The organism is Caulobacter radicis (assembly GCF_003094615.1).
GTDB classification, from domain to species: Bacteria; Pseudomonadota; Alphaproteobacteria; order Caulobacterales; family Caulobacteraceae; genus Caulobacter; species Caulobacter radicis.
The window spans coordinates 47,547-63,231 of record NZ_QDKO01000010.1 but is presented as its reverse complement, the minus strand read 5'-3'; the positions used below and the strand labels follow the sequence as shown (position 1 = coordinate 63,231).

General features: G+C 70.1%; 19 protein-coding genes and 1 pseudogene. 15 read left to right on the top strand and 5 right to left on the bottom strand.

The window, feature by feature from the left end; all coding sequences use genetic code 11:
- The 8 genes from lovK to DDF62_RS05980 all read left to right on the top strand — a co-directional run bounded on the left by lovK (position 1) and on the right by DDF62_RS05980 (position 6,336).
- On the top strand, positions 1-1,110 hold the full coding sequence (gene lovK / locus DDF62_RS06015) for a photosensory histidine protein kinase LovK (RefSeq protein WP_116488291.1): 1,110 nt from the start codon (positions 1-3) through the stop codon (positions 1,108-1,110).
- A 13-nt stretch (positions 1,111-1,123) separates the two neighbouring features.
- Positions 1,124-1,588, top strand: coding sequence for a response regulator (locus DDF62_RS06010; RefSeq protein WP_116488290.1), 465 nt, complete (start codon positions 1,124-1,126; stop codon positions 1,586-1,588).
- Positions 1,588-1,884, top strand: a complete 297-nt coding sequence (locus DDF62_RS06005) for a SemiSWEET family sugar transporter (RefSeq protein WP_116488289.1) — start codon at positions 1,588-1,590, stop codon at positions 1,882-1,884. Before DDF62_RS06010 ends, DDF62_RS06005 begins: the two co-directional genes overlap by 1 nt.
- A 128-nt stretch (positions 1,885-2,012) precedes the next feature.
- Positions 2,013-2,927, top strand: coding sequence for an acetylglutamate kinase (gene argB / locus DDF62_RS06000; protein ID WP_116488288.1), 915 nt, complete (start codon positions 2,013-2,015; stop codon positions 2,925-2,927).
- A 136-nt stretch (positions 2,928-3,063) separates the two neighbouring features.
- The gene (locus DDF62_RS05995; RefSeq protein WP_116488287.1) at positions 3,064-3,729 is read left to right on the top strand and encodes a pyrimidine 5'-nucleotidase; all 666 of its coding nucleotides are present in this window, start codon (positions 3,064-3,066) and stop codon (positions 3,727-3,729) included.
- Complete coding sequence (gene dapD, locus DDF62_RS05990; protein ID WP_116488286.1) at positions 3,726-4,571, top strand: 2,3,4,5-tetrahydropyridine-2,6-dicarboxylate N-succinyltransferase; 846 nt, start codon at positions 3,726-3,728, stop codon at positions 4,569-4,571. The genes DDF62_RS05995 and dapD overlap by 4 nt, the downstream gene beginning before the upstream one ends.
- A gap of 7 nt (positions 4,572-4,578) precedes the next feature.
- Positions 4,579-5,859: a leucine-rich repeat-containing protein kinase family protein gene (locus DDF62_RS05985; RefSeq protein WP_116488285.1), complete on the top strand. Its 1,281-nt coding sequence runs from the start codon at positions 4,579-4,581 to the stop codon at positions 5,857-5,859.
- A 27-nt stretch (positions 5,860-5,886) separates the two neighbouring features.
- Positions 5,887-6,336: a DUF805 domain-containing protein gene (locus DDF62_RS05980; protein WP_116488284.1), complete on the top strand. Its 450-nt coding sequence runs from the start codon at positions 5,887-5,889 to the stop codon at positions 6,334-6,336.
- Positions 6,337-6,344: 8 nt separating this feature from the next.
- Here the strand turns inward: DDF62_RS05980 and DDF62_RS05975 are convergent, their stop codons facing one another.
- Complete coding sequence (locus DDF62_RS05975; protein WP_101716925.1) at positions 6,345-6,701, bottom strand: cell surface protein; 357 nt, start codon at positions 6,699-6,701, stop codon at positions 6,345-6,347.
- Between the two features lie 137 nt (positions 6,702-6,838).
- Between DDF62_RS05975 and fmt the strand changes: the two genes are divergently transcribed.
- Positions 6,839-7,777, top strand: a complete 939-nt coding sequence (gene fmt, locus DDF62_RS05970) for a methionyl-tRNA formyltransferase (RefSeq protein ID WP_116488283.1) — start codon at positions 6,839-6,841, stop codon at positions 7,775-7,777.
- Entirely contained in the window at positions 7,777-8,520 is a 744-nt protein-coding gene (truA, locus tag DDF62_RS05965; protein WP_058349649.1) for a tRNA pseudouridine(38-40) synthase TruA, read from the top strand. The genes fmt and truA overlap by 1 nt, the downstream gene beginning before the upstream one ends.
- 467 nt (positions 8,521-8,987) lie before the next feature.
- Here the strand turns inward: truA and DDF62_RS05960 are convergent, their stop codons facing one another.
- The 3 genes and pseudogenes from DDF62_RS05960 to dapE form a co-directional block, all read right to left on the bottom strand.
- On the bottom strand, positions 8,988-9,908 hold the full coding sequence (locus tag DDF62_RS05960) for a glutaminase (protein WP_116488282.1): 921 nt from the start codon (positions 9,906-9,908) through the stop codon (positions 8,988-8,990).
- Between the two features lie 21 nt (positions 9,909-9,929).
- Positions 9,930-10,021: pseudogene (locus DDF62_RS26065) on the bottom strand (hypothetical protein); the annotation flags it as partial.
- A 6-nt stretch (positions 10,022-10,027) separates the two neighbouring features.
- The gene (dapE, locus tag DDF62_RS05955; protein WP_116488281.1) at positions 10,028-11,191 is read right to left on the bottom strand and encodes a succinyl-diaminopimelate desuccinylase; all 1,164 of its coding nucleotides are present in this window, start codon (positions 11,189-11,191) and stop codon (positions 10,028-10,030) included.
- A 76-nt stretch (positions 11,192-11,267) separates the two neighbouring features.
- Here dapE and DDF62_RS05950 point away from each other — a divergent pair, with 76 nt between their 5' ends.
- From DDF62_RS05950 to DDF62_RS25535, 3 genes are all read left to right on the top strand, one after another.
- Entirely contained in the window at positions 11,268-11,747 is a 480-nt protein-coding gene (locus DDF62_RS05950; RefSeq protein ID WP_116488280.1) for a cupin domain-containing protein, read from the top strand.
- 301 nt (positions 11,748-12,048) lie between these two features.
- Entirely contained in the window at positions 12,049-12,354 is a 306-nt protein-coding gene (locus DDF62_RS05945) for a hypothetical protein (protein WP_133244894.1), read from the top strand.
- A 248-nt stretch (positions 12,355-12,602) separates the two neighbouring features.
- Positions 12,603-12,740, top strand: a complete 138-nt coding sequence (locus tag DDF62_RS25535; RefSeq protein WP_162839360.1) for a hypothetical protein — start codon at positions 12,603-12,605, stop codon at positions 12,738-12,740.
- A 147-nt stretch (positions 12,741-12,887) separates the two neighbouring features.
- Here the strand turns inward: DDF62_RS25535 and DDF62_RS05940 are convergent, their stop codons facing one another.
- Positions 12,888-13,355 carry a COG3650 family protein gene (locus DDF62_RS05940; RefSeq protein WP_244286725.1) on the bottom strand — a complete coding sequence of 156 codons (468 nt, stop codon included), beginning with the start codon at positions 13,353-13,355 and terminating at the stop codon, positions 12,888-12,890.
- Between the two features lie 48 nt (positions 13,356-13,403).
- Here DDF62_RS05940 and DDF62_RS05935 point away from each other — a divergent pair, with 48 nt between their 5' ends.
- Both DDF62_RS05935 and cysK read left to right on the top strand, forming a co-directional pair.
- Positions 13,404-14,531 carry a DNA cytosine methyltransferase gene (locus tag DDF62_RS05935; protein ID WP_116488278.1) on the top strand — a complete coding sequence of 376 codons (1,128 nt, stop codon included), beginning with the start codon at positions 13,404-13,406 and terminating at the stop codon, positions 14,529-14,531.
- Between the two features lie 75 nt (positions 14,532-14,606).
- Complete coding sequence (gene cysK / locus DDF62_RS05930; protein ID WP_116488277.1) at positions 14,607-15,593, top strand: cysteine synthase A; 987 nt, start codon at positions 14,607-14,609, stop codon at positions 15,591-15,593.
- The last annotated feature ends 92 nt before the right edge of the window (positions 15,594-15,685 follow it).

Below are 15,685 nucleotides of genomic sequence, written 5' to 3'. Positions count from 1 at the left end.
ATGACGGATTATCTGAAGTCTCAGCGGGCGAGCGATCAGCTCGCGGCCGAGCACGGCATCGACGACCCCTTCGCGGCCGCCATCCGCGCCACCCGCATGGCGATGATCGTCACCGACGCCACCCAGGCCGACAATCCGATCATCTTCGCCAACGACGCCTTCCTGCGGCTGACCGGCTATGCCCGTTCGGAGGTGATCGGCCGCAACTGCCGCTTCCTGCAAGGGCCCGACACCAGCCCGGTCGCCATCGGCGAACTGCGCGGCGCGATCGCCGACGGCGACGACATCGCCATCGACATCCTCAACTACCGCAAGGACGGCAGCACGTTCTGGAACGCGCTGTACCTCTCGCCCGTGCGTAACAAGCTGGGGCAGATCATCTACTTCTTCGGCTCGCAGCTGGACGTCAGCGAGAAGAAGCAGACCGAGCAGCACCTGCGCGAGACCCGCAGCGACCTGGAGGACGCCGTCGAGGCGCGCACCCGCGAGCTGTCCCTGGCCCTGGAGCAGAAGACCGCCCTGCTGCACGAGGTCGACCACCGGGTGAAGAACAACCTGCAGCTCATCTCGTCCCTGCTGCTGCTGCAGAACCGGCGCGAGAAGGAGCCGGCGGTCAAGCACAGCCTGCGCGGCATGCTGGAGCGGGTGAACGCCATCGCCACCGTCCACCGCCGCCTGTTCCAGAGCGAGGACGTCGAGCGCTTCGACGTCTCGGCCTTCGTGCGCGACCTGGTGTCGGACATGGCTGGGACCGCGGCCCGCGACGAGGTGCGCGTCAGCCTGGACCTGGAGCGGGTGGACGTGCCGGCCTCGAAGGCCGCGCCCCTGGCCCTGGTGATCAGCGAGCTGTTCTCCAACGCCCTGCGCCACGCCTTCCCGGAGAGGCGCGCGGGCCACGTCTCGGTATCGATCACTCGCACAAATGGCGAGTTTCGGATCGAAATCGCCGATGACGGCGTTGGAATGGCTGAAGGGGCCCGGACATCGGGTTTCGGACTGACCATCGTCCAGTTGCTCTGCCAGCAGCTCAAGGCGCGGTCCGAGACCACGGCGGCCGAGCCCGGAACCCGCGTCGTCGTCAACCTGCCCGTCAACGGCGCGCATCACTAGGAACCAGTAACCCATGCCCGGGCGCGCGTTGGATGTGTTGATCGTCGAGGACGAGGTCCTCCTGGCCACCGAGCTGGAGTTCCTGGTCCAGGAAGCCGGCTACCACTCCGTGGGCTGCGCCATGAGCTCGGACGAGGCGGTCGACCTGGCCAGGTCGCTGCATCCCGATCTGGCCCTCGTCGACGTCCACCTGCGCGACGGCCCCACGGGCGTGGAGGTGGTGCGCAGGATCCACGACGACTGCGGCTGCGTGGCCCTGTTCATGACCGCCAACGTCAAGCGCCTGCCGGACGACTTCGCCGGCGCCTGCGGGGTAATCGGCAAGCCCTATTCCGAGCATGGCGTGAAGACCGCCCTGGCCTATCTGGCCGTCTGCCTGAGAGAGGGCCGCGCGCCGGGCCTGCCGCCCGTCGGGCTGGAGCTGGCGCCGGCCTATGCCCAGCTCTGGGGCCTGACCGAAATGCCTCGCTCGGCCTGATGGCCGACGTCCACCCGGTCGCCGTCTTCGTCGGCACGGCCGCGGCCCTGCTTTCCATCGCCAGCTTCGCCCCGCAGATCGTCAAGATCCTGCGCGAGAAGGACGCCTCGTCGGTGTCGCTGCGGACCTATGTGGTGACCGTGACGGGCTTCGCCTGCTGGCTGGCCTACGGCCTGATGATCAAGGCCTGGCCGGTGGCGGCCTCGAACCTCGCCTGCCTTGCGATGTCGGCCGCGGTGCTCGCGCTCAAATGGCGCTACGGACGCGGACGATCCGGGAACGACGTCAAAGGGTGAACCTAGTCAAAGGGTGAACCTAGTCAAAGGGTGAACCTAGTCAAAGGGTGAACCTAGTCAAAGGGTGACAGGGGGGGCGGGGTCCGCTATCGAGGCGCGCCTATTTTCGCGCACCAGGACCACCGCCTTTGACCAACGTCGCCGAGGAAGCTGGCTGGGCCACCGCCAAGACTTTGGCCGAGGCCCTGCCCTATATCCAGATCTACGACCGCGAGACGGTCGTGATCAAATACGGCGGCCACGCCATGGGCCAGGAAGAGGTGGCCAAGCTGTTCGCGGCCGACGCCGTGCTGCTGAAGCTGCTGGGCGTGCATCCCGTGGTGGTTCACGGCGGCGGTCCGCAGATCAGCCGCATGCTCGACAAGGCCGGCGTGAAGTCGACCTTCATCGACGGCCTGCGCGTCACCGACGAGGCCACGATGGAAGTGGCCGAGATGGTCCTGTCGGGGGCCATCAACAAGGAAATCGCCAACTGGATCACGCTCGCCGGCGCCGAGGCCGACGTGCGCGGCGTGGGCCTGTCGGGCAAGGACGCCCGCCTGATCACCGCCGAGAAGGTGACCCGGACCAAGAAGGATCCGGACAGCAACATCGAGCAGGCCGTCGACCTGGGCTTCGTGGGCGAGCCGACCAAGGTCGACCCGCACCTGATCCAGGCGCTGCTGACCTCGGAAACCGACTACATCCCGGTGATCGCCCCGATCGGCGTCTCCGAGCAGGGCGAGACCTTCAACATCAACGCCGACACGGTCGCCGGCGCCCTGGCGGGCGCCCTGAAGGCCAAGCGGATGCTGATGCTGACCGACATCAAGGGCGTGCTGGACGCCGACGGCGAGCTGATCCGCGAGATGACCATCGAGCAGGCCCGCCAGCTGATCGCCGACGGCGTGGCCACCGGCGGCATGATCCCCAAGCTCGAGAACGCCATCCACGCCGTGGAGAGCGGCGTCGAAGCCGTGGTCATCCTCGACGGCCGCCGCCCGCACGCCATGCTGGTGGAGCTGTTCAGCGAGCACGGCGCGGGCACGCTGATCTCGAAATGATCGACAGGATCCTCCCCCTCTGGGGGAGGTGGCCCGAAGGGCCGGAGGGGGGCCGTTCTCAGCTTCCGCCGCGCCAAGGTCCCTCCCCCCACCGATCGCTCCGCGATCGCCTCCCCCACAGGGGGAGGTTCCAGCCATGACCATCGACCTCACCCACGTCGACACCTGGCTGTTCGACCTCGACAACACCCTCTATCCGGCCGAGACCCAGTTCATGGGCCTGATCGAGGGCCGGATGACCGACTTCGTCGAGCGCTTCACGGGCCTGCCCCGCGAGGAGGCCCGGGCGTTGCAGAAGAAATACTACCTCGAGCACGGCACCACCCTGGCCGGGCTGATGACCTATCACGGCATGGACCCCGCCCAGTTCCTGGAGGAGGTGCACGACGTGTCGATGGAGAACCTGGTCCCCGACCAGGCGCTGCATGACGCCATCAACGCCCTGCCCGGCCGCCGGCTGGTGTTCACCAACGGCTCGCTGGGCCATGCCGAACGGGTGCTGGGCCACCTGGGGCTGCGGGACCTGTTCGAGGACGTCTTCGCGATCGAGACGGCCGACTACATCCCCAAGCCCTCGCTGGCGACCTTCGACAAGATCACCAAGCTGCACGCCATCGATCCGCCGACCACGGCCTTCTTCGAGGACAGCGAGAAGAACCTCGTCCCCGCCGCGCGGCTGGGCATGACCACCGTCCTGGTCGGCGCCCACGCGGCCGCCTCGACCTCCGAACACGTCCATCATCGCACCAACGACCTCGCCGGGTTCCTGAGCTCGGCGCGCCTGAAGGGATCCGACCAATGACCGCCCTGACCCTCGCCGACCTGCAGACCGAGATCGAAGCCGCCTGGGAAGCCCGCGACGGCGTCTCGACCGCCACCACCGGCCCGGTCCGCACCGCCGTGGAAGAAGCCCTGCTGCTGCTCGACAGCGGCAAGGCCCGCGTCTCGGAAAAGATCGACGGCGCGTGGACCACCCACCAGTGGCTGAAGAAGGCCGTGCTGCTGTCGTTCCGCCTGAACCCCAACAGCGTCATGCGCGCCGGCACGCTCGGCGGCGGCGTCGGTCCGTGGTGGGACAAGGTTCCCAACAAGTTCGACGGCTGGGAAGCCCCGCAGTTCGAGGCCGCCGGCTTCCGCGCCGTGCCGGGCGCCATCGTCCGCCGCGGCTCGCACGTGGCCAAGAACGTCATCCTGATGCCGTCGTTCGTGAACATCGGCGCCTTCGTCGACGAGGGCACCATGGTCGACACCTGGGTCACGGTCGGTTCGTGCGCCCAGATCGGCAAGCACGTCCACCTGTCGGGCGGCGTCGGCATCGGCGGCGTGCTGGAGCCGCTGCAGGCCAACCCGACCATCATCGAGGACAACTGCTTCATCGGCGCCCGCTCGGAAGTGGTCGAGGGCGTGGTCGTCGGCGAGGGCTCGGTCCTGTCGATGGGCGTCTACCTGTCGGCCTCGACCAAGATCGTCGACCGCAAGACCGGCGAGATCCACGTCGGCAAGGTGCCGCCCTACAGCGTCGTGGTGCCGGGCAGCCTGCCCGACAAGAACGGCGGTCCGAGCCTCTACTGCGCCGTGATCGTCAAGACGGTCGACGCCCAGACCCGCTCGAAGACCTCGATCAACGACCTGCTGCGCGACTGATCGCGCGATGGGGGCGGCCGTTGACAAGACACTGGCCGCCCTGCGCGCCGGCGACCTGGCCGGCGCGACCAGGCTGGACCTTTCCGGCGCGGACCTCACGCAGGTCCCGCCGGAGGTCTTCGCCCTTGCCGACACGCTGGAGGTGCTGGACATCGGCCGCACCCGGATTTCGGCCCTGCCCCATGACTTTTCCCGCCTCAGGCGCCTGACGGTGCTGTTCGCCTCGGGCGCGCCGTTTGGCGCGCTGCCGGAGGTTCTGGGCGACCTGCCGGCGCTCAGCCAGGTCGGCTTCCGGGGCTGCGGGATCGAGACGATCCCCGGCGAGGCGCTGTCGCCGGCCCTGCGCTGGCTGACCCTGACCGACAACCGCATCGAGACCCTGCCCGCCGCCCTGGGCGAACGCCCGGCGCTTCAGAAGGTGATGCTGGCCGGCAACCGCCTGTCGACCCTGCCCGAAAGCCTGGGTCAGGCCTCGAACCTTGAACTGCTGCGCATCGCCGCCAACCGCTTCGAAGCCCTGCCCGGCTGGCTGGCCGACCTGCCGGCGCTGGCCTGGCTGGCCTGGGCCGGCAATCCGTTCGACACCGCGACGGGAGCCGCCGCGCCGCCCGTGGCCTGGAGCGCGCTGTCGCTGGGCCGCCCGCTGGGGCGCGGCGCCTCGGGCGACGTCTTCGAGACCGCCTGGAACGGCCGCCCGGCGGCCCTGAAGCTGTTTCGCGGGACCATGACCAGCGATGGCCTGCCCGAGCGCGAGATGGCCGCCTGCCTGGCCGCCGGCGAGCACCCCAACCTGACGGGCGCCCTGGGGCGGATCGAGGGGCATCCCGACGGCGCCGATGGCCTGCTGATGCCGCTGCTGCCGGAAAGCTGGCGCGTCCTGGCCGGTCCGCCCAGCGCGCAGAGCTGTAGCCGCGACGTCTATGCGCCCGGCCAGGCCTTCCCGCTCGACACGGCCCGCCGCATCGCCCGCGACGTGGCCGCCGGCGCGGCCCACCTGCATGGGCGAGGTTTGCAGCATGGCGATCTCTACGCACACAATGTGCTGTGGGACGGCGACATGGGCGCGGCCGTGCTCAGCGATTTCGGCGCGGCAGCGTTCCTGCCGGCCGGCGAGGAAGGCCGCTGGACGCCGCTGGACGTGCGGGCCTTCGGCCTGCTGCTGGGCGAGCTGCTGGACCGCCTCGACGGCCAGGCTCCGGCGGCCCTGCGCGCGCTGGAGGCGACCTGCGTCCAGCCCGACGGCGCGGCGCGTCCGTCGATGGCCGAGGTCCTGGCGGCCCTTTCCTGATCGCCCGACACAGGCTCTAGTCTCCGCATGCGGGGCCTTTTCCACCGACTGAAGCCGATCTTCGCCCTTTCCGGCCGCGCCTCGCGGCTGGACTACTGGCGCACGCAGGCCGGACTGGCCCTGGCCACCGCCCTGGTGCTGACCCTGACGGTGCTGGCCACCCAGGCCGGCGGCTGGCTGGGCGCGGTTCCGTGCCTGCTGTTCCTGCCGGTGCTGGCGGCCGGCGTCTGCGTGGCGGTGCGCCGCCTGCATGACCGGGGCAAGACGGCCTGGTGGATGGCCGTCTTCGCCGTCGGCCCCTATGCGCTCAGCGGCCTGGCCAGCGGGCTATACGCGGGCGACTCCGTGCTGATCCTGGCCGCGCCGCTGCTGGCCCTGGCGGCCCTGGCCCTGTCGATCTGGGCGTGGGTGGAGCTGGGCTTCCTGCGCGGCACGCGGGGCGACAACCGCTATGGGGCCGAACCCGCGCGGCGCTGAGGCCACCCCTAGCGGGTGGCCTCGTGGACTTCCTTCTTGGCGGCCGAGCCGGCTTCCTTGCTCTCGCGGGTGATGTCCTTGCCGGCTTCCTGGGCGGCGTCGCCGGCCTTGGCTCCGGCCACCTTGGCCGCGTCGACGGCGTCGCCCGCGGCGGCCTTCAGCTCGGCGGCGGTCTCCTTGCTGCTTTCCTTCAGCGCCGTGCCGGCTTCCTTGACGTCCGGATCGTTCTTGATCTCGTTGGCGGCGTCCTTGATGTCCTGGCCGGCGGCGCTGGCGCCTTCCTTGATCTGCTGAGCGTGCTGGTCCGAGCAGGCGGCGGCCGACAGGGCTAGGGCCGAGACGGCGATCAGGGCGAGGGTGCGCATCTGGTGTTCCTCCGACGAACTTGGCGACGATCTTGGTTGATACAGGTCGAGCAGAGAACGGCGCGGCCAAGGTCGAGGTTCCGACTCTGGCGCCCGCACGGCTTTCCCCCGGGCCTTCCGACCGCTAAACCCCCGCCATGCGCATCGCCTTTCTCGGAACTCCCGATTTCGCCGTCGCCTGCCTGGCCGAGCTGGTCGCCAGCGGCCACGAGATCGTCGCCGTATATTCCCAGCCGCCGGCCCCGCGCGGTCGCGGCCAGGAGCTGAAGCCCTCGCCGGTCCACGCCTTCGCCGAAGGCCTGGGGCTGCCGGTGCGCACGCCGGCGTCGATGAAGACCCCCGAGGAGATCGAGGCCTTCAAGGCCCTGGACCTCGACGCCGCCGTCGTCGTCGCCTTCGGCCAGATCCTCGTGAAGGAGGTGCTGGAGGCGCCCAAGCTGGGCTGCTTCAACCTGCACGCCAGCCTGCTGCCCCGCTGGCGGGGCGCCGCGCCGATCCAGCGGGCGATCATGGCCGGGGATCCCGTGACGGGCGTCCAGGTGATGCGGATGAGCGAGGGCCTGGACGAAGGCCCGGTGCTGCTGTCGGAGAGCGTGCGCATCGACGCGCTGGACACCGTGGCCAGCCTACACGACCGCCTGGCCGCCGTGGGCGCGCGCCTGCTGCCCGTGGCCCTGGCCGCCATCGAGCGCGGCGGCGCGGTCGAGACCCAGCAGAGCCAGGACGGCGTCACCTACGCCAAGAAGATCAAGCCGGCCGAGGCCCGTATCGACTGGAGCCGCACCGCCGCCGAGGTCGACCGCCACATCCGCGGCCTGTCGCCCTTCCCCGGCGCCTGGTTCGAGGCCCCGTCGGACAAGGGCCCGGTGCGGGTGAAGGCGCTGCTGTCGAAGGTGGAAGACGCCGCCAATCACGATGGGGGCGCGGCCGGAACCGTGCTCGACGACGCCCTGCTGATCGCCTGCGGTGAAGGCTCCGTCCGCCTGCTCAAGGCCCAGCGCGAGGGCAAGGGCGTGCAGGAGGCCGAGGTCTTCGTGCGCGGCTTCCCGCTGGCGGCCGGGACGGTCCTGGCCTGATGCCTCGCTACCGCCTCCTCGTCGAATACGACGGCCGTCCCTATTCGGGCTTCCAGGCCCAGGCGACCCTGCCCAGCGTGCAGGGGGCGATCGAGGCGGCGGTGAAGGCCTTCTCAGGACAGGAGCTGCGCATCGCCGCGGCCGGCCGCACCGACACCGGCGTGCATGCGACGGGCCAGGTGGTGCATGTCGACCTCGAGCGCGACTGGCCGGCCCAGACGGTGATGAACGCCCTGAACGCCCACCTGACCCGCGAGGCGGTGTCGATCCTGGACGCGGCCGTCGCGCCGGAGGGCTGGCACGCGCGGTTCTCGGCCAACGAGCGGCGCTACCTCTACCGGATCCTCAACCGCCGCGCCCCGCCGGCCCTCGACAAGGGCAAGGTCTGGCACATGAAGAAGGACCTCGACCACGAGGCCATGCATGCGGCGGCCCAGGCGCTGGTCGGCCTGCACGACTTCACCACCTTCCGCGACATGCACTGCCAGGCCCAGAGCCCGATGAAGACCCTCGACGTGGCCCGCGTGCGGCGGGTGGGCGAGGAGATCCACCTCGACTTCGAGGCGCGCTCGTTCCTGCACCGCCAGGTGCGCTCGATGACGGGCACGCTGGTCGAGGTGGGCGCCGGCCGCTGGGAGCCCGGCGACGTCAGGAAAGCCCTGGAGGCGAAGGATCGCCGCGCCTGCGGACCGGTGGCCCCGGCCGACGGGCTCTACCTGGTGGGCGTGGGTTACGAGGACTGAAGGCCAGGGCCCGCGGCCCTCGCCGGCTCGACATCCGGCGAAGGCCGCGAGGAACCGGAGGCCGACCGACATCGGTCTCCGGGTGAAAGTCCCGTGGGTGGAGGGAACCGGGACTCTCGAAACGGTCAGTCGTCCGAAGCGCGCTCGGCGATCCAGACCGATCCCAGCGCCAGCATGAACACGCCGAAGGCGGCGAGGACGAAACCGAGATAGGCGAGCTGGGCGATCGGCATGGCGGGCTCCATCGGGGAACGGATGGAGGGTGCGTCGGCGGGCGACGGGGCGCCTTGATCTGTGTCAAAGGCCCTTGATCCGCCCGTCATTCCCGCCCTTGTGGCGGGAACCTCTCTTTCGGCCGCAAGGGCGGGAGGGGCGGCGTGCTCAGCACGCCGCTTGCGCCTCACGTACCAGCGGAACCAGGGGCTCCCGCCACAAGGGCGGGAATGACGGGAGAATAGGAGGGGGCTCTACAGCACCGAGCAGTTGGTCAGCTGGGCGAACGCCTCCAGCGCGCTGGCCCCCACCACCGAGGTGCCGAAGCGGTCGAGCTCGGGCGACCAGACGGCCACCGTCGCCTTGCCCGGCACGACGGCGACGATGCCGCCGCCGACGCCGCTCTTGGCCGGCAGGCCGACGCGGTAGGCGAAGCTGCCGACGCTGTCATAGATCCCGCAGGTCAGCAGCAAGGCGTTGAGGCGCCGGGTCAGGCGCTCGGGGAAGATGGTCTCCTCGACCACCGGCGAGAAGCCGCCGGCCGCCAGCGGCAGGAAGGCGCGGGCCAGCTGGCGGCAGCTCATGGTCAGGGCGCACTGGCGGCAATAGGCGGCGACCACGGCCTCGGGATCGTGGCGCACCGTGCCCTTGCCGCGCATCAGGTTGGCGATGGCGCGGTTCTGCCAGGCGTTGTCGAGCTCGGAGGCGGCCACCGCCTCGTCGATTTCCACCGGGCCGTCGGCGAGGAAACCGGCGAAGCCGCTGACCAGGGCGGCCGGGTCGCGCACCTTGTCGAGCAGGATGTCGGTCACCGCCAGGGCGCCGGCGTTGATGAAGGGGTTGCGCGGGAAGCCGCCCTCGGCCTCCAGCAGCGACAGGTGGTTGAACGGCGTGCCCGAGGGCTCCTTGCCCACCCGGGTCCAGACCTCGTCGCCGATGCGGTTGAGCGCCAGGCCCAGGCTCAGCACCTTGGTGATGCTCTGGACGGAAAAGCCCTCGTCGGCGTCGCCGATCACATGCTCGCCGCCGTCGACCGTGCGCACGGCCATGCCGAACTTCGTCCCCGGCACGCCGGCCAGCTGGGGGATGTAGTCGGCCGCGCGGCCCTTGCCGAAGTGCGGCTTCACCAGCACGGCGACCTCGGCGAGGACTTCGTCGATGGAGAGCTCGTTCATGGCTCGGTTCCGTCAGCGGGGCCGCCCTCGTCCTTCGACAAGCTCAGGATGAGGGCTATTGCGCGGGTCGGTCAGCCAAAATCCTCATCCTGAGCCTGTCGAAGGACGAGGATTTTGCCCTACCCCGAAAACGCCTCGAAATAGCGCCGGATCAGCGCGGTATAGGCGCCGGCCAGCTGGCGGACTTCTTCCACGGGCACGCGCTCGTCGACCTGGTGCATGGTCGAGCCCACCAGGCCGAACTCGACCACCGGGCAGAGGGCGCGGATGAAGCGCGCGTCGCTGGTGCCGCCGGTGGTCGACAGCTCGGGCACGCGGCCGGTGGCGTCGCCCACCGCGCCGACGATGACGTCGGTGAAGGGGCCAGGCTCGGTCAGGAACGCCTCGCCGCTGATCTTGCACAGGGCCTCGACGCGGCCCGAGAAGCCCTCGGCGGCCTCGCGGCACTCGTGCTCGATCCAGGCGGCCAGGTCCTTGCCCTTGTGGGCCGGGTTGAAGCGGATGTTGATGCGGGCCTTGGCGCTGGCGGGAATGACGTTGGTGGCCGGATTGCCGACGTCGACCGTGGTGATCTCCAGGTTCGACGGCTGGAAGCCGGTATAGCCCTCGTCCAGCACCCGGCTCTGCAGGCGCGAGAGGATGTCGACCATCACCGGGATCGGGTTGGCGGCGCGGTGCGGATAGGCCACGTGGCCCTGACGGCCGTCGACGGCGATCCAGGCGTTGATGCTGCCCCGCCGGCCGATCTTGACCATGTCGCCCAGCAGGCTGGCGCTGGTCGGCTCGCCGACGATGCAGTGGTCGATGATCTCGCCCTCGGCGGCCAGGGCCTCGACGACCTTGACCGTGCCGTCCTCGGCCACGCCCTCCTCGTCGCCGGTGATCAGGAAGCTGATCGAACCGGGGACCTCCTCGGTATGGGCCACGGCCGAGACGAAGGCGGCGATGGCCGACTTCATGTCGACCGCGCCGCGGCCGTACAGCACCCCGTCCTTGATCTCGGCCTCGAACGGCCCGGCGGTCCAGGCCGCGTCGTCGCCCACCGGCACCACGTCGGTGTGGCCGGCGAAGCAGAGGTTGGGCCGGGCCGCGCCGCGCCGGGCATAGAGGTTCTCGATCTCGCCGAACCTCATGCGGCGGCAGTCGAACCCAAGGCCTTCCAGCTGTCGCTGCAGCACGTCCATCGCGCCCTCGTCGGCGGGGGTGACGGAGGGGCGGCGGATCAGGGCCTGGGCGAGCTCGACGGGGTCGATGCTGACGGAAACGGGCGCGGGGCTGGTCATGTTGCAGGCTTTAGGCTTCCCATTGGCGGGACGCAAACCCAGCACGATCCTTCTCTGAATTCTGTCAAGGCCGACCATGCCCAAGATCGACATCGACCAGGCGCCCACCCGTCACGGCACGGCCTATCCCGCGCCCTTCGACCTGCCCTGCCGGGCGCGCAAGCGCTGGAAGCTGGGCGACGCCGTCGGCCTGACCCAGTTCGGGGTCAACCTGATGCGGCTGGAGCCCGGAACCTGGTCCAGCCAGCGCCACTGGCACACGGCGGAAGACGAGTTCGTCTGGGTGGTCGAGGGCGAGGTGGTGCTGGTCGAGAATGGGGGCGAGACGATCCTCAAGGCCGGCGACTGCGCGGGCTTCAAGGCCGGCGTGCCCAACGGCCACCAGATCCAGAACCGCTCGGACAAGCCGGCCGTGCTGCTGGAGATGGGCTCGCGCCGGCCCGACGAGGACGGCTGCGACTATCCCGACCTCGATCTCGTCATTCATCCGGGCGAGGAGACCTATCGCCACCGGGACGGGACGCCGTACGTGGCGGACAGTGGGCGCAAGCGGTAGGGGGTGAAGGGGCGAAAGTTATCCACAGGACCTTCCTTTTCGCTCGTCATTCCCGCCCTCGTGGCGGGAACCCCAGGTTCCGTTCGCAGGTGAAGCGCCAGCGGATCGCCAGCGATCCGCCCCTCCTGCCCTTGCGGCTGATAGAGGGGTTCCCGCCACAAGGGCGGGAATGACGGGAGGTGGGGGGGCGGGCGGTGTCTATCCCCGCTAATCTTCACCTCACCTTCAACGAATTCAACGCCCTACACGAAAACACACGTTTCTTATCCGACACCCTGAAACCGGCCCCATGCTTCCAGGCATGACCAGCGAAACCTCCCGCGCCTGGTGCGCGAAGATCCAGCAGCGGCTGATGGCGGCGATGGATGAGCTGTGGGCCGCTATGGAGGAGGGCCTCGACCGCGAGGCGTTCCGCAAGGCGTCCGACAAGGTGCGGCTGCTGGGCCAGATGGCCGGCACGGTGCGCAAGATCGTCCAGGCCCTGCCGCCCGAGCGCGCGGCGCGGCCGGCCGGCGGCTGGTCCCTCCCGACGCTGGAGGCGGAAACCGCGCCGCGACCCGAACGCAAGATCGACGCCCTGAAAGGCGGGGCGCGCGGGCGGCTGTAGGATCCTCCCCCCTCCTGGGGGAGGTGGCCCGGAGGGCCGGAGGGCCGGAGGGGGGTCGTTTTCAGCTTCTGAGACGCTGGCCGACCCGGAGGTCGCTTCCCTCTCCGTCCGCTTCGCGGACACCTCTCCCTTCAGGGAGAGGGTCGCGATACCGCCGTTCATCGGCGCCCTTGCAAGCTCCGCGGGCGGAACCATATGTCGGGCACGGGCGCTGAATTTACAGACCCGAAACGGACCAGAAACACGCCATGGCGGCCAAGGCCCTCATCGCTCTCGCCATCGTCGCGGCCATCGCCGTCGGCCTGCTGCTGCCCATCCCGGGCCGCTCCCACAAGGCCGAGGCGACCCAGTCGCAGATCGAGACCATCGACATCAAGGGCGGCTGACGCCGCCCTCAGGCGACATCAAGGGCGGCTAGGAGCCGCCCTGCGTGGTCCCCGCCCTTCGACAAGCTCAGGGTGAGGACCAAACCATAGGCCGCGCAGTCGAAATCCTCATCCTGAGCCTGTCGAAGGACGAGGATTTCGCTCCTCCTAAGGCCGCCCCTGCCTGGCCAGGTCTTCGGTCCGCGCCGCGCAGCCCTTGAAGGTGGTTCCGTCCAGCCAGACCTCGGCCGCGTGGCTGAACACGCGATCCGACATGCCGTCCGAGCACGGCCGCGGGGTCAGGCGGAAGACCAGGCGATGACCCTCTGCCCCCGCCTCGCCCGGCTGCTCGGCGTCCCAGACGCCCTGCTCGCCGTCGATGCGCACGCCGGGATTGGGCAGGGCGACCGCGCCGCCCTCCATGCGGTCGAGCGTGATGGTCTCGGCCCGCACCTTGCCCGCCCAGAAAGGCTCGGTTCCCACCAGGTCGAAGTCGCCGGCGTAGTCGGGACCGGCGGCGACGCCGGCCGGGGCGTCGGCGGGCGCGGAGGCCGCGCCCTCGGCGGCGCCCAGCGGACCGTCGCCGCATCCGGCCAGAAGCACGCAGGCGACGACGACGACGGTGGATCGGATCATGCGGGCGCTATCCTCGAAGCGGCGGCTCAAGCTAATCTGCCAAGCACGATGAATCACAACGCCCGCCCCGTCTTCTATGAATTCTTCGCCGGCGGCGGCATGGCCCGCATCGGCCTCGGCGAAGGCTGGACCTGCGCCTTCGCCAACGATTTCGACCCGGTGAAGGCGCAGACCTACCGCGCCAATTTCGAAGGCGCGGACGACCACTTCCACACCGGCGACGTCTTCAAGCTGGAGGCGGCCGACCTGCCGGGGCAGGCGGACCTGGCCTGGGCCTCGAGCCCCTGCCAGGACTTCAGCCTGGCCGGCGCCCGGGCGGGCCTGCACGGCGGGCGCTCGTCGGCCTTCTTCGGCTTCTGGCGGCTGATCGAGGCGCTGGAGGACGAGGGCCGCGCCCCGACCACCATCGTCATCGAGAACGTGGTGGGCCTGCTCACCTCGCACCGCGGCGAGGACTTCACGGCCCTGTGCCAGGCCCTGGCCGACCAGGGCTACCGGTTCGGGGCTCTGGAAATCGACGCGGCGAACTTCACGCCCCAGTCGCGGCCGCGCGTCTTCGTGGTCGCCACCCGCGCGCTCACCGACGGCCTGACCGGCCAGGGACCGTTCCACAGCCGCGCCGTGCGCGAGGCCGCCGCCCGCCTGCCCCAGGCGCTGAAGGACCGCTGGCTGTGGTGGGCCCTGCCCGCCCCGCCGGCCCGCAACACCGACCTTTCCACCGTGCTCGAGCCCGACGACGCCGTCGAATGGCGCGGCGACGAGGCCACCCAGGCCCTGCTGGAGCTGATGGCCCCGGCCCACCGCGCCTCGGTGGACGCCCGGATCGCCAGCGGAGAGCGCGCGGTCGGCGGCGTCTTCCGGCGCATGCGCGGCGGCGAACAGCGCGCCGAGGTGCGGTTCGACGGCCTGGCCGGCTGCCTGCGCACCCCGCGCGGCGGCTCCTCGCGGCAGACCCTTCTCGTCATCGACAAGGGAACCGTGCGCTCGCGCCTGGTCAGCCCCCGCGAAGGCGCCCGGCTGATGGGCCTGCCCGACAGCTACGCCCTGCCCAAAAGCGCCACGGCCGGCCTGCACGTGATCGGCGACGGCGTGGCCGCCCCGGCCGTGCGCTGGCTGGCCGAGCATCTGTTGACTCCGCTCGCTGCCAGGAAAACTGCGGCCCTGGCGGCCGAATAGGTCGCTGACAGCCCAATTCCCACGGCTTAAGGTGGAGATCACCTAGGGCCTGCTTTTCATCCCCGAGAGATCACCATGGACGACGCTTCCAGCCTGTACGACGCCGCGCGCTTCAAGCGCGCCGGCCGGGGCAAGATCTACGACTCCATCATCGACACCGTCGGCGACACCCCGCTGATCCGTCTGCCGCGCCTGTCGGCCGAGCTGAAGCCCAAGGGCGAGGTCGTGGCCAAGCTCGAGTTCTTCAACCCGCTGGCCTCGGTCAAGGACCGCATCGGCGTGGCGATGATCGAGTATCTCGAGGCCAAGGGCCTGCTGAAGCCGGGCGGTTCGATCGTCGAGCCGACCAGCGGCAATACCGGCATCGCCCTGGCCTTCGTGGCCGCCGCCAAGGGCTACAAGCTGACCCTGGTGATGCCGGAAAGCATGTCGATCGAGCGCCGCAAGATGCTGCTGCTGCTCGGCGCCAAGCTTGAGCTGACCCCGGCCGAGAAGGGCATGCGCGGCGCCGTGGCCCGCGCCCAGGAGATCGTCGACGCCACCCCCGGCGCGGTGATGCCCCAGCAGTTCGAGAACACCGCCAACCCGCTGATCCACCGCGTCTCGACCGCGGAAGAGATCTGGAACGACACCGCCGGCGCCGTCGACGCCGTGGTCTCGGGCGTGGGCACCGGCGGCACGATCAGCGGCGTCGGCCAGGTGCTGAAGGCCCGCAAGCCGGGCCTGAAGATGGTGGCCGTCGAGCCGGAAGCCAGCGCCGTTCTGTCGGGCGGCCAGCCGGGTCCGCACAAGATCCAGGGCATCGGCGCGGGCTTCGTGCCGGGGATCCTGGATCGCGGCGTCATCGACGACATCGTCCAGGTGAACAACGACGACGCCTTCGCCATGGCCCGCCGCGCGGCGTCCACCGAAGGCCTGCCGGTGGGCATCAGCTCGGGCGCGGCCCTGACCGCCGCCTTCGACCTGGCCCTGCGCGACGAATACGCCGGCAAGCTGATCGTGGCGATCATCCCCAGCTTCGCCGAACGCTACCTGTCGACCGCCCTGTTCGAGGGGCTGTAGGCCTATTTCAATATCGTCATCCCGGACGGCCGAAGGCCGATCCGGGACCCAGGGGCGACGGCGGTGCGGCGGCTCCTGGGTCCCGGCTCTCC